Source organism: Streptomyces sp. NPDC047061 (assembly GCF_040643955.1).
Taxonomy (GTDB): Bacteria; Actinomycetota; Actinomycetes; order Streptomycetales; family Streptomycetaceae; genus Streptomyces.
In genome coordinates this window covers 161,908-175,295 of sequence record NZ_JBEYVI010000009.1, presented here as the reverse complement: position 1 = coordinate 175,295, position 13,388 = coordinate 161,908, and the positions used below count along the sequence as shown (strand labels likewise).

The following is a 13,388-nucleotide window of genomic DNA, read 5'->3' as shown; positions in this document are numbered from 1 at the left end:
TGTCGTCGACTGTGACGGCGCGGGGGGCCGGAACGTGCGCCCCGATGCGTTGCGGATGGATCTCGAAGAGGCCACGGACCTGGGGTGTCGAGGCCGGAGGGAGACCGTCCGGTGACCTAGGAGACCACGTCCTTGCTGGCGAAACCCCGGAAGGCCAGGGCGAACAGCACCAGGGCGTACGTTATCGAGACCGCGGTGCCCTGGATCATGCCCGACCACTCCAGGTTCGGCTGTACGGCGTCCGCCCAGGCGAACTGCCAGTGCGCGGGCAGGAAGTCCCGCCAGTGGCCGAGGGCGGTGACGGCGTCCAGGACGTTGCCGACGATGGTCAGGCCGACCGCGCCGCCGACCGCGCCGAGCGGCGCGTCGGTCTTCGTGGACAGCCAGAACGCGAGGCCCGCGGTGACCAGTTGGGACAGGAAGATGTACGCGATCACGATCGCGAGACGCTGGGTGGCGGTGCCGGTGTCGAGTGCGCCGCCGGTGGGGATCTGGAGCGGGCCCCAGCCGTAGGCGGCGGTGCCGACGGCCAGGGCGACCAGCGGCAGCAGGATCATCGCGGCCAGGCTGAGGCCGAGCGCGACGACCAGTTTGGACCAGAGCAGGCGGGCCCTCGGCACGGGTGCGGCGAGCAGATAGCGCAGGGAGGACCAGCTGGCCTCCGAGGCGACCGTGTCCCCGCAGAACAGGGCGACCGGGATGACCAGCAGGAAGCCCGCCGAGACGAACAGGTTGACCGCGGCGAAGTTGGCGCCGGACGCGGTGGCCGTGTCCAGGAGGGTGACCTGGCCGTTCTGTTCGCCCGGGCTGCCGCCGATCGCGAACGCGATCAGCAGCACGAAGGGCAGGGCGGCGAGGATGCCGCCCATCGCCAGCGTGCGGCGCCGTTTGAGCTGGCGGACCAGCTCGACGCGGAGCGGCAGGGTGCGGCCCGCCCGGTAGCCGGAGGCCACCGCCGCCTTCTGGGTGAGCGTGCTCATGCGGAACCTCCGATCAGGGTCAGGAAGGCGTCTTCCAGACGGCGGTGCGGGCCGACCGACGCCACCGGCACGTCGAGCCGGACGAGTTCGGCGACCAGGCGCGGGGCGCCGGCGCCGGGCTCCAGGCGGACGAGCAGGCCGTCGTCCGTGCTGGTCACGGAGGCCACGCCGGGCAGCGCGGCCACCTTCTCCACGACCGGCTCCTCCACCGGGGTGCCGGTGCCGACGAGAAGCGTGTCGCCGGAGCCGACGATCTCGGCGACCGGTCCGGCCTGTATCAGCCGGCCGCGGTCCATCACCACGAGGTGGGTGCAGGACTGCTCGACCTCGGCGAGGAGATGGCTGGAGACGATCACCGTACGGCCGGCGGCCGCGTAGCGGATCATCACCTCGCGCATCTCGCGGATCTGCGGCGGGTCCAGGCCGTTGGTGGGTTCGTCGAGGATGAGCAGGTCCGGGAGGCCCAGCATGGCCTGGGCGATGGCGAGGCGCTGCCGCATGCCCTGCGAGTACGTGCGGACCGCGCGGGCCAGCGCGTCGCCGAGCCCGGCGATCTCCAGGGCCTCCTCCATGTGGGAGTCCTCCGCCGGACGCCCGGTGGCCTGCCAGTACAGCTCCAGGTTCTCCCGGCCGGACAGGTGCGGCAGGAAGCCGGCGCCCTCCACGAAGGCGCCGACCCGGGAGAGGACGGGCGCGCCGGGGCGGATGGCGTGGCCGAAGACCCGGACCTCACCGCCGTCCGGCTTGATCAGGCCCATCAGCATGCGCAGGGTGGTGGTCTTGCCCGCGCCGTTCGGACCGAGGAGACCCAGCACCTGGCCCTTCTCGACGCGGAAGGACAGCTCCCGGACCGCGTACCGGTCCGTCGAACCCGCATAGCGCTTGCTCAGGTCCGTTATCTGGAGCGGGACTTCGGCGAGTGCCGGGGCGGGCGCCGGGCCGGCGGTGCGGCGGCGGCCGGTGAGCAGCAGGGCCAGCGCGGCCAGCGCGCCGGCCAGCGGCAGCCACCACACCCAGGCGGGCAGCGGCGCGGCGGCCGTGTCCACGCGGGGTGCCGTCGGCACGCTCAGGGGGCCCTTGAGGGAGACGGTGTAGGTGGCCGGGGCGGCCGGGGAGGCGTAGCCGAGGTCGGTGGAGGCGAGGACCAGGCGCAGCCGGTGGCCCTTCTGCACCTCGTGGTCGATGGCCGGGAGGGTGATCGTGACGTCCTTGCCGGCCTTGGCGCCCTCGACGCGGATCGGTGCGACCAGCTGGGAGGGCAGCACCTGCTGGGTGCCGTCCGGGCCGACGTCGTACACCTTGCCGAAGAGCACGGCGTCGTCGGTGGTGGAGGTGAGGTGGACGGTGGCCGTGGAGGTGCCGGTGATCTGCACGGTGTCGGTCATCGGGGCCGAGTCGAAGCGGGCGTACTGGCCCGGGAAGTCGAGGGAGATGCCGACGCCGAGGGAGGAGAGCTGGGCGAGGCCGCCACCGCCGAGGCCGGGGAGTGCGGAGACGCCGGGCGGGCTGGCGCCGGCCGGGTTGTCGACGCGCTGGGTGCCGCCCTTCAGGGTGATGCTCTTCCGGTCGCTCTCCAGGCCGGGGTAGCTGTCGGCGGTCGCGCCGCGCAGCTGTGCGGCGCCGTCGGTGGAGTCGACGCCTCCGGTGCGGGTGATGCGGAACGCGGGCCCGGTGCCGGTCGCCTTGTCACCCTTCAGGTACCGGTCGAACCATGCCGTCACCCGGCCCTCGACGCGGCTGGTCTCCAGGTCGCCGCCGTCGTGGCCGCCGGCGATCCAGTCGACGTCGACGGGTGCGCCGTTGGCCTTGACGGCCTTCGCGGCGGCGTCGGACTGGGAGAGCGTGAAGAGGGAGTCGGTCTGGCCCTGGAAGAGCAGGGTCGGCACGTCGATGCGGCTGCCGACGGCCGACGGTGACCGCTCCTCGAGGAGCTTGACCGCGGCGGCGTCCGGCTTGCCCGACTCGGCGACCCGGTCGTACATCGCGCACAGCTCGGACTCGAACTTGGCGCAGCCGCCGCCGGTGTTGAAGAAGATCCCGGCCCAGAGCTTCTTGAAGACGCCGTTCGGGAAGAGGGCGTCCGCGAGGTTCCAGTACGTGATGGAGGGGGCGATGGCGTCGACCCGGTGGTCGTAGGCGGCGGTGAGGAGGGAGATGGCGCCGCCGTACGAGGCGCCCGCCATGCCGACGCGCGGGTCACCGGTCTTGTCCAGCTGCACCTGGGGCTGTTTCGCCAGCCAGTCGATGAGCCGGGAGACGTCGGCGACCTCGCCCTTCGGGTCGTTGAGGCCGATCTTCCCGGTGGACCTGCCGAAGCCGCGGGCGGACCAGGTCAGCACCGCGTAGCCGTCGCGGGCGAGGTCCTCGGCCTCGGCGCGCATGTCGTCCTTGTTGCCGCCGAAGCCGTGGGCGAGGAGGACCGCGGGGCGTCGGCCGGTGCCGGCGGTGGTGAAGAACGAGGTGTCCAGACGCACCCCGTCCACGGCCATGACCTTGTCGGTCCGCTGCACCGGGGGCGGGTCGTCGGAGGCGACGGCCGTCCACGTACCGGCACCGGCGAGCACGACGACGGCGGCCGCGGCGGCCAGAAGCCGCCGCGGCCGCCGAAGCAGGGCTCGTAGGCCGGGGGGTCGAAGATCCATGCTTCAACGGTACGGGGCAGGACCGACATCCGATGCCGACGCTGGGGTGAACCCCCGGCCATCCCCGAGGAGTACGGGCACGTCGCCGTGTACTTCGGCCGCGGTACACCGGGTTGCCGCCGGGCACGATTCCGTCGGCGTTGAATCGGGCAGTGGATCCCCGCGGGCCGGTGGGGGCTGGTCGCGCCCACGCGGCGGCAGCCGCACATCAAACACAGCCCCGCGCCCCTGGGTCGGCCACCGCCCCGGCGCCCACAACCCACCGCCGCTCCCCCGAACATCGCCGCCCCACCCGATCCCGCCGCAACGGCGATCGGCCACAGCGGCGGATTCCGGCGGTGCCGGACCGGACGGTGAGTGCCCGCGGGCCGGTGGGGGCTGGTCGCGCAGTTCCCCGCGCCCCTTGCGGGGCGCTCCTGGCGGGGCGTCTCAAGCGGGGTGCCCCGAGCGGGGCTCGTCAGGGCTGGGTGTCGTCCGGGATGGAGACGACCCAGTGGGTGTTCTTGCGGGGGCGGAGGTAGAAGGCCCAGTAGAGGGTGGCGACGGCGGTGATGCCGCCGGTCCAGAGGAGGTAGGTCGTTTCCTGCTGGGTGAGGATGTAGGCGAGGACCGCGATGAGGAGGATCGGCATCGCCGGCCAGAGGGGCATCCGCCACGCGGGGGTGTGCTTGTGGTGGCCTCGGCGGGAGAGGAGGGCGGCGATGGCGACGAGGAGGTACATGCCCGTCACCGAGACGCCCGTGACGCCGTAGAGGGTGTCGAGGTTGACGAAGCAGAGGAGGGCGCCGGGGACGCCGACCGCGAGGGTGGCGACCCAGGGGGAGCCGAAGCGGCCCAGCCGGGAGAGGGCCCTGTTGACCGGGGCCGGCCAGGCCTTGTCGCGGGCAGAGGCGAACAGCACGCGGGAGTTCTGGATGACCATGACGATGCCCGCGTTGATGATCGCGAGGGCCACGCAGAGGCTGACGAAGGTGCCGACCGCGGAGTTGGACCAGGCGGTGACCATGGCGCTGATGTCGCCGCCCGTGAGGGCCTTGAGGTCGGTCGCGCCCATGGTGATCGCGGCGACCGGGACGAGGATGACGACCGTGGAGATCGCGAGGGTGGCGAGGACCGTGCGGGCCACGTTGCGGCGCGGGTTCTCCAGTTCCTCGGAGAGGTAGACCGCCGTCGAGAAGCCCTGGGTGACGAAGAGGGCGATGGCGAGGCCGGAGACGACGAGCATCGCGGTGACCGTGGTGGTGTGGCCGCCCGTGTCCGCCACCTGCATGGAGGTGAGGCTGCCGACCCCGCGGTGGCTGTGGGAGAAGCCGAGGACGGCCACGACGCCCGCCGCGATGACCTCCAGGACCAGGAAGATGCCGGTGATCCAGGCGTTCGCGCGCAGGTCCAGGAGACCGGCGAGGGTGGCGAGGAGCATCACGCCGGCGCCGGTCATGGCCGGGTCCAGGTGGACGATCGGGGACAGGTAGTCGGCCGTGCCCATCGCGATCACCGGAGGGACGATCATCACGACGAGGAGGGAGAGGACGAAGACCAGCCAGCCGGCCAGGCGGCCCGCCATCGTCGAGACCATCGCGTACTCGCCGCCCGCGCTGGGGATGAGCGTGCCCAGCTCCGAGTAACAGAAGGCCACGGCGATACAGAGGAGGGAGCCGATGGCGATCGTGAGGGCGGTGGCGGTCCCGAGGGAGCCGAACAGGTCGGGGACGACCACGAACAGCGTGGAGGCCGGTGTGACGCAGGAGAGGGTGAGGAGGGTGCCGCCTACCACTCCGATGGAGCGCTTGAGCGTCTTGGGGCTGTCGGACGCCTCTGTGACGGCGTTCTCGACAGGGCGGAGCGTGTCGGTCATGCGGCGGTTCCGATCGACTTGTGCGGATGCCTCCGGCGGTTGGGCTGTGCTGCATGGAACCCCGACGAAAACCGTCGCGTCAATGGCCGTTTACCTTCGGATTCCGCACTCTTAAAGCGACGGGCATCACATCGCTTTCGTAGGGTCGAGTACCCCAGTAGGGCAATCATCAAGACCCTGTCGCGCATGACCTTGCTTTCGAAGGTCATGAACGCAAAGAACTTAAGCCACCCGTTTCATCCCCGACAAACGAGAACCGCAGCGCGGCTTACAAAAAAAGTTGAGGCCGTCCGGTATCCGGACGACCTCAACGGGGTCAAGCGGTCACTCTCAGTGGTTGCGCGGGAAGCCCAGGTCGACGCCCGCGGGGGCCTCGGACGGGTCGGGCCAGCGGGTGGTGACGACCTTGCCGCGGGTGTAGAAGTGCGTGCCGTCGTTGCCGTAGATGTGGTGGTCGCCGAAGAGCGAGTCCTTCCAGCCACCGAAGGAGTGGTAGCCGACGGGGACCGGGATCGGGACGTTCACGCCGACCATGCCGGCCTCGATCTCCAGCTGGAAGCGGCGGGCCGCGCCGCCGTCCCGGGTGAAGATGGCGGTGCCGTTGCCGAACGGGGAGGAGTTGATCAGCGCCACACCCTCCTCGTACGTGTCCACGCGCAGGACGCACAGGACCGGGCCGAAGATCTCGTCCTGGTAGGCCTTGGCGGTGGTGGGCACCTTGTCGAGGAGCGAGATGCCGATCCAGTGGCCGTCCTCGAAGCCCTCGACCGTGTAGCCGGTGCCGTCCAGGACGACCTCGCAGCCCTCGGCGGCGGCGCCGGAGACGTAGGAGGCCACCTTGTCGCGGTGGACGGCCGTGATCAGCGGGCCCATCTCGGAGGTCGGGTCGTTGCCGGGGCCGATCTTGATCTTCTCGGCGCGCTCGCGGATCTTCTCCACCAGCTCGTCACCGATCGCGCCGACCGCGACGACGGCCGAGATGGCCATGCAGCGCTCGCCGGCCGAGCCGTAGGCGGCGGAGACGGCGGCGTCGGCCGCGGCGTCCAGGTCGGCGTCCGGCAGGACCAGCATGTGGTTCTTGGCGCCGCCCAGCGCCTGCACCCGCTTGTGGTTGGCGGCGGCGGTGGTGTGGATGTAGCGGGCGATCGGGGTCGAGCCGACGAAGGAGACGGCCTTGACGTCCGGGTGCTCCAGCAGGCGGTCGACGGCCACCTTGTCGCCGTGTACGACGTTGAAGACGCCGTCGGGCAGCCCGGCCTCGGCCAGCAGCTCGGCGATCTTGATGGAGGCCGACGGGTCCTTCTCGGACGGCTTCAGGACGAAGGTGTTGCCGGTCGCGATGGCCATCGGGAACATCCACATCGGGACCATCGCCGGGAAGTTGAACGGCGTGATACCGGCGACGACGCCGAGCGGCTGACGGATCGAGGAGACGTCCACGCGGGACGCGACCTGCGTGGACAGCTCGCCCTTCAGCTGCACGTTGATGCCGCACGCCAGGTCCACGATCTCCAGGCCGCGGGCCACCTCGCCGAGGGCGTCGGAGTGCACCTTGCCGTGCTCGGCGGTGATCAGCTCGGCGATCGCGTCGCGGTTGGCGTCCAGGAGGGCACGGAAGCGGAACAGGATCTCCGTGCGCTTGGCCAGCGAGGACTGGCCCCAGCTGAGGTACGCGTCCTTGGCGGTGGCGACCGCGGCGTCGACCTCGTCGACCGACGCGAACGCGACCTTCGTGGTGACCGCGCCGGTGGCCGGGTCGGTGACCGGCCCGAAGTTGCCCGACGTGCCTTCGACGGACTTGCCGCCGATCCAGTGGTTGACGATCTTCGTCATGACCGGTTACTCCTTCACAGATGGCGGCGTCGGGTGGAGACGTGCCGTTCGTAGAGCTCACGTGCCTTGACCGCGGAGGATCGGGTCGCGGTCGCGGCCACAGGTACATCCCACCAGGCCTGCGCGGGAGGCGGGCCCGACACAGTGTCGGCCGTTTCGGTCTCCACGTAGACACATGTGGGAGTGTCGGCGGCCCGCGCCTCGGCGAGCGCCGTGCGCAGGTCCCGGACAGTCTTCGCGCGCAGGACGCGCATGCCGAGGCTGGCTGCGTTGGCGGCCAGGTCGACGGGGAGCGGGGCACCCGTGAAGGTGCCGTCGTCCGAGGTGAAGCGGTACGCGGTGCCGAACCGCTCGCCGCCCACCGACTCGGAGAGGCCGCCGATGGAGGCGTAGCCGTGGTTCTGCACCAGCACCACCTTGACGGCTATCCCCTCCTGGACGGCGGTGACGATCTCGGTCGGCATCATCAGATACGTGCCGTCGCCGACCAGCGCCCACACGTTCCGCTCCGGCGCCGCGAGTTTCACCCCGATGGCGGCCGGTATCTCGTAGCCCATGCACGAGTAGCCGTACTCCAGGTGGTACTGGTCGTGCGAGCGCGCCCGCCACATCCGGTGCAGGTCGCCGGGGAGCGAGCCGGCCGCGTTGATCAGTACGTCGGTCTCGTCGACGATCGCGTCCAGGGCGCCGAGGACCTGCGGCTGGGTCGGCCGGATGTCGGGCTCGTCGGCCTCGTAGCAGGCGTCGACGCGCTGCTCCCAGCGCTCCTTGTCCTCGGTGTACTCGGTGACGTACGGGTCGGCGACCCGGTGGTCGTGCATGACCAGTGCCTCGGTCAGCTCCGCGAGGGCGCCGCGGGCGTCGGCGACCAGGGGCAGGCCGGCGAGCTTGTGGCCGTCGTACGGGGCGATGTTGAGGTTGAGGAAGCGGACGTCCGGGTTCTCGAAGAGGGTGCCGGAGGCCGTGGTGAAGTCGGTGTAGCGGGTGCCGACGCCGATCACCAGGTCGGCGGTGCGGGCGAGCTCGTCGGCGGTGGCGGTGCCGGTGTGGCCGATGCCGCCGACGTCCTGCGGGTGGTCCCAGCGGAGCGAACCCTTGCCGGCCTGGGTCGAGGCGACCGGGATGCGGGTGGCCTCGGCGAACTCGGCGAGGACGGCCTCGGCGCGGCTGTGGTGCACTCCGCCGCCGGCGATGACGAGAGGCCTGCGCGCGTCCCTGATCGCCCGTACCGCGGCGGCGAGTTCGACGGGGTCGGCGCCCGGCCGGCGTACGGTCCACACCCGCTCGGCGAAGAACTCCTCCGGCCAGTCGTACGCCTCGGCCTGCACGTCCTGCGGGAGGGCGAGGGTGACGGCGCCGGTCTCCACCGGGTCGGTGAGCACGCGCATCGCGGCCAGGGCGGAGGGGATCAGCTGCTCGGGGCGGTTGATCCGGTCGAAGAACCTCGACACCGGGCGCAGGCAGTCGTTGACGGACACGTCGGCCGCGTACGGGACCTCGAGCTGCTGGAGGACCGGGTCGGCGGGGCGGGTGGCGAAGACGTCGCCGGGCAGGAGCAGGACCGGGAGGTGGTTGATGGTGGCGAGGGCGGCGCCGGTGACCAGGTTGGTGGCGCCGGGGCCGATGGAGGTGGTGACGGCGTGCGTGGCGAGACGGTTCGATTGACGCGCGTAGCCGACCGCCGCGTGCACCATGGCCTGTTCGTTGCGGCCCTGGTGGTACGGCATCTCGTCCGCGTACTCGACGAGCGCCTGGCCGAGGCCGGCCACGTTGCCGTGGCCGAAGATGCCCCAGGTGGCGCCGATCAGGCGGCGGCGCTCGCCGTCCCGCTCGGTGAACTGGACGGCGAGGAAGCGGACAAGCGCTTGCGCGACGGTCAACCGAATCGTCATCGGTAACCCTCCGTATGGTCCGGGTGGAAGCAGATCCGCCACTCCCGCGTCGCACCCGGCCCCGCCATGACGTTCAGGTAGTACATGTCGTGCCCGGGCTGCGCGATCGACGGGCCGTGCCATCCGTCGGGAACGAGCACGGCGTCGCCGGAGCGGACCTCGGCGAGGACGTCCGTACCGCCCTCACGGGAGGGGAATACGCGCTGATACCCGAATCCGTTCGCGCCGTCGATCTCGAAGTAGTAGATCTCCTCCAGCTCCGACTCCTCGCCGGGCCGGTACTCGTCGTGCTTGTGCGAGGGGTACGAGGACCAGTTGCCGCCGGGCGTGATCACCTCGACGGCGATGAGCTTGTCGCAGTCGAAGGCGTCCGCGGAGGCGAAGTTGCGCACCTGCCGGGCGGCGGTGCCGCTGCCGCGGTCTTCGACGGGGACCTCCGGCGCGGGGCCGTAGCGGGCGGGGAGTCGTCGCTCGCACTTCGCTCCTGCCAGGGCGAAGCGGCCTCCCGCGCCGGAGGCGATCTGGACCTGGGCGTCCCGGGGCACGTACGCGAAGTCCGAGACTCCGCTGAACACGCTCTCCCGGCCCAGGATCTGGAACTCGGTTCCCTCTGTTTGCACCGTACAACCGCCCTGCAGCGCAAGCACGATCCACTCACTGTCCCCGGTGGTGAACAAGTGGGTACCACCAGGCGGCAGTTCGACGATCCGCAGGCTGCTGTGCGCCCAACCGGCCCGCTTGGGGTCGATGTCGAGCGCGTACTGGGCGTTCGCGGTCGAACCCTTGGTGAGATGCAGCTCGTTGGTCGTCATCTTCTCGCCCTCACAGCAGTCCGACGGCGGTGTCCACGGCGGCGGCCACGTCGCCGTCCGCCGGGTACAGCAGCGAGCGGCCGACCACCAGGCCGCGCACGGTCGGGAGGCGCAGGGCGCTGCGCCACTTCTCGTACGCCCCGGCTTGTTCCTCGACGGAGCCGCCGACCTCGCCGCCCAGCAGCACGGCGGGGAGCGTGGACGTCTCCATGACCTGGGCCATGTCGTCGGGGTCGTCGGTGACCGGCACCTTCAGCCAGGTGTAGGCCGAACTCCCGCCCAGGCCGGAGGCGATGGCGATGGACTTGGTGACCGCCTCGGGGGACAGGTCGTTCTTGACCTTGCCCTCGGGGGTGCGGCGGCTGATGAACGGCTCGACGAAGACCGGCAGCCGGCGCGCGGCCATGTCGTCGATGGCACGGGCCGTGGACTCCAGCGTGGTCAGCGAGCCCGGGTCGTCGTAGTCGATGCGCAGGAGCAGCTTGCCGGCGTCGAACCCGAGACGCTGTATGTCCTCGGCGCGGTGGCCGGTGAACCGGTCGTCGAGCTCGAAGGAGGCGCCCTGCAGGCCGCCGCGGTTCATCGAGCCCATGACGACCTTGCCGTCGAGGGCGCCGAGGAGGAGCAGGTCGTCCAGGATGTCGGCGGTGGCGAGGACGCCGTCGACGCCGGGCCGGGACAGTGCCAGGCAGAGGCGCTCCAGCAGCTCCGCCCGGTTGGCCATGGCGAGCCGGTCGCCGCCCACGCCGAGCGCGCCGCGGGCCGGGTGGTCGGCGGCGACGATCATCAGCTTGCCGTCCTCGTTGAGGAGCGGACGGCGGGCGCGCCGGGTGGCCGCCTCGGCGATGGCCTCGGGGTGGTGGGTGCGGGTGTGGACGAGGGCGGAGACGTCGACCTTCACCTGCGGGGCGGGGGCGCCCGCGCCGGCGCCCTCGTCGGGGTGCGCGCCCGTGACGCGGCCGGCCCTCACAGCACCGCTCCGGCGGCGAGCGCGGCGTCGATCTCTTCGCTGGTCGGCATCGCGGAGGAGCACTCGAGGCGGGAGGCGACGATGGCGCCGGCCGCGTTGGCGTGCCGCATGATCTTCTCCAGGTCCCAGCCTTCGAGGAGGCCGTGGCAGAGGGAGCCGCCGAAGGCGTCTCCGGCGCCGAGCCCGTTCAGGACGCTGACGGGCAGCGGCGGGACCTCGGCACAGGCGCCGTCGCGGTGGACGGCGAGGACGCCCTTGGGGCCCTGCTTGACCACGGCGATCTCGACACCGGCGTCGAGGAGGGCCTGGGCGGCGGCCTGCGGCTCCCGCACGCCGGTCGCGACCTCCACCTCGTCGAGGTTGCCGACGGCGACGGTGGTGTGCTTGAGCGCCTCGGCGTAGAAGGGCCGGGCCGCGTCGGGGTCCTTCCAGAACATGGGGCGCCAGTCGAGGTCGAAGACGGTCGTGCCCGCCTTGGCGCGGTGGGCGAGGGCCGCGAGGGTCGCCGTGCGGCTGGGCTCCTCGCTCAGGCCGGTGCCGGTGATCCAGAAGATGCGGGTGTCGCGGATGGCGTCGAGGTCCAGCTCGTGGGCGTCGATCTCCAGGTCCGGGGCCTTGGGCTGCCGGTAGAAGTACAGCGGGAAGTCGTCCGGCGGGAAGATCTCGCAGAACGTGACCGGGGTGTTCAGGCCGGGGACCGAGGTGACCCAGCGGTCGTCCACGCCGAAGCCCTGGAGGGCCTCGTGCAGGTAGGTGCCGAAGGCGTCCTCGCCGGTGCGGGTGATGACGGCGGTGCTGCGGCCGAGGCGGGCGGCCGCCACGGCCACGTTCGTCGCCGACCCGCCGAGGAACTTGCCGAAGGACGACACCTGGGCGAGCGGGACACCGGTCTGGAGCGGATAGAGGTCCACCCCGATCCGCCCCATGGTGATCAGGTCGTACGCCATCGGCTTCCCTTCGTCATGGCTCTCCCGTGGTTTGTAGTCCGGGAGAGGAGGTCGTGTCAATGGTTTGTCCGGACATTCGGACGAGAGGGTGGGGGGTGAGAGTGCCTACGGGGGTGGTGGGATCGGTGGTGTGGCGGGTGCGGGGCCGTTGTGGCTGGTCGCGCAGTTCCCCGCGCCCCTTAGGGGGCGCTGACCCTTCCGCCTACTGGAATGAGCCAGCAGGATGAGGCCATGGGCGGGTGGGAGATGGTCGTGGGGTGGCCGCACCCGGCGTTGCGGCCGGGAGTTCTGAGTTATCGGGGGATCCGGATCGCGCTCGACCGGCCCCGTCGGCGTCTGGAGACGCCCATCGGGGCCGCCACTCTGCTGCTGGGGTTCGGGGAGCCGGTACGGATCCTGCGGGACGGGCGGGCGCCCGTCACCCTCGTCTGCGTCTGCAACGGGCTCACCACCACGCCCGCCATCGGTGAGCACGGTGGCCGCATCTCGGGGATCGAGGTGCTGCTGATGCCCTGGGCCGCCTTCTCGCTCTTCGGCATCCCGCAGTACGAGTTGACCAACAGGTCGGTGGATCCGGACGAGTTGCCGCACTCGCTGGGGCACGGGGTGGGGGAACTCGCCGCCGCTCTCGGCGCCCTGCCGCGCTGGCCGGATCGGTTCCGGCTGCTGGACGACGTGCTGTTGCGGTGGAGCCGGGCCGGCGTTCCGGCCTCGCCCCAGGTGGAGCGCGCCTGGGAGCTGCTGCGGCGCGACTGGGGTGCCATGCCCGTGCCCCGGCTGGCCGACGAAGTCGGGTGGAGCGTACGGCACTTGGAGAACCGCTTCCGGGAGCGGATCGGGCTCGGGCCGAAGGCCGCGGCGCGGGTGCTGCGGCTGCAGCGGGCGCGGCGGATGCTGGCCGCGGGGCGGGGGCAGGCGGAGACGGCGGCGGTGTGCGGGTTCTACGACCAGGCACATCTCAGCGGGGAGTTCAAGGCGATGACCGGGTGCACGCCCGGGGAGTTCGTGGCGGCGCGGGCGGCCGCCGCCTCGGCGCCGGCGGACCGGATGTCGGGGCAGGCGACGAGCCTGGTGCTGGGACCCGGCGGAGGGAGTGCGGTTTTCTCCAAGACCGGCGCGGGCGGGGTTGTGCACGCTGATCGCCAGAGCCTTTGAGTGGGGGAAGCCGACGGGCCGGACCTGGCGCAGCGGGTCCGGCCCGTCCTGCTCGCCCCCGGTCGCACGGGCGCCGTTCACACGGATGTCAACACGCCCCGCTGACCAGCCGACGGGCACCTGTGCCCCAGCTGTGTCACAAACACCCCCCTTGTGTCACACATGTCGCGCCTACGCGGGTTCTCGGTCACACCAGGTCGACAGCCGCTTGCTCACAGTCACTCTCCGTCGTTCACCGGGCACAGGCTTTGTGATCGCCAGCGCAGCGCCCGGCTCCCCCGACGACCGACTCCGGTCGCCCC

General features: G+C 71.5%; 9 protein-coding genes. 1 reads left to right on the top strand and 8 read right to left on the bottom strand.

Annotated elements, in window-relative coordinates:
- Positions 1-116 precede the first annotated feature (116 nt).
- From ABZ887_RS16485 to iolC, 8 genes are all read right to left on the bottom strand, one after another.
- Positions 117-980, bottom strand: coding sequence for an ABC transporter permease (locus tag ABZ887_RS16485; RefSeq protein WP_361289094.1), 864 nt, complete (start codon positions 978-980; stop codon positions 117-119).
- Positions 977-3,622 (bottom strand): CocE/NonD family hydrolase, encoded by a 2,646-nt coding sequence (locus tag ABZ887_RS16480; protein WP_361289091.1) that lies wholly within the window; start codon positions 3,620-3,622, stop codon positions 977-979. Before ABZ887_RS16480 ends, ABZ887_RS16485 begins: the two co-directional genes overlap by 4 nt.
- Before the next feature lie 457 nt (positions 3,623-4,079).
- Positions 4,080-5,477: an APC family permease gene (locus ABZ887_RS16475; protein ID WP_361289088.1), complete on the bottom strand. Its 1,398-nt coding sequence runs from the start codon at positions 5,475-5,477 to the stop codon at positions 4,080-4,082.
- 330 nt (positions 5,478-5,807) lie between these two features.
- Positions 5,808-7,310 (bottom strand): CoA-acylating methylmalonate-semialdehyde dehydrogenase, encoded by a 1,503-nt coding sequence (gene mmsA, locus ABZ887_RS16470; RefSeq protein ID WP_361289085.1) that lies wholly within the window; start codon positions 7,308-7,310, stop codon positions 5,808-5,810.
- A 14-nt stretch (positions 7,311-7,324) separates the two neighbouring features.
- Positions 7,325-9,202, bottom strand: coding sequence for a 3D-(3,5/4)-trihydroxycyclohexane-1,2-dione acylhydrolase (decyclizing) (gene iolD, locus ABZ887_RS16465; protein ID WP_361289082.1), 1,878 nt, complete (start codon positions 9,200-9,202; stop codon positions 7,325-7,327).
- Entirely contained in the window at positions 9,199-10,014 is an 816-nt protein-coding gene (gene iolB, locus ABZ887_RS16460) for a 5-deoxy-glucuronate isomerase (RefSeq protein WP_361289079.1), read from the bottom strand. The genes iolD and iolB overlap by 4 nt, the downstream gene beginning before the upstream one ends.
- A gap of 10 nt (positions 10,015-10,024) precedes the next feature.
- On the bottom strand, positions 10,025-10,915 hold the full coding sequence (locus ABZ887_RS16455; RefSeq protein WP_361289320.1) for a deoxyribose-phosphate aldolase: 891 nt from the start codon (positions 10,913-10,915) through the stop codon (positions 10,025-10,027).
- Positions 10,916-10,980: 65 nt separating this feature from the next.
- Positions 10,981-11,931, bottom strand: a complete 951-nt coding sequence (iolC, locus tag ABZ887_RS16450) for a 5-dehydro-2-deoxygluconokinase (protein WP_361289076.1) — start codon at positions 11,929-11,931, stop codon at positions 10,981-10,983.
- A 210-nt stretch (positions 11,932-12,141) separates the two neighbouring features.
- Here iolC and ABZ887_RS16445 point away from each other — a divergent pair, with 210 nt between their 5' ends.
- Positions 12,142-13,086 carry a helix-turn-helix domain-containing protein gene (locus ABZ887_RS16445; protein ID WP_361289073.1) on the top strand — a complete coding sequence of 315 codons (945 nt, stop codon included), beginning with the start codon at positions 12,142-12,144 and terminating at the stop codon, positions 13,084-13,086.
- Positions 13,087-13,388 lie beyond the last annotated feature (302 nt).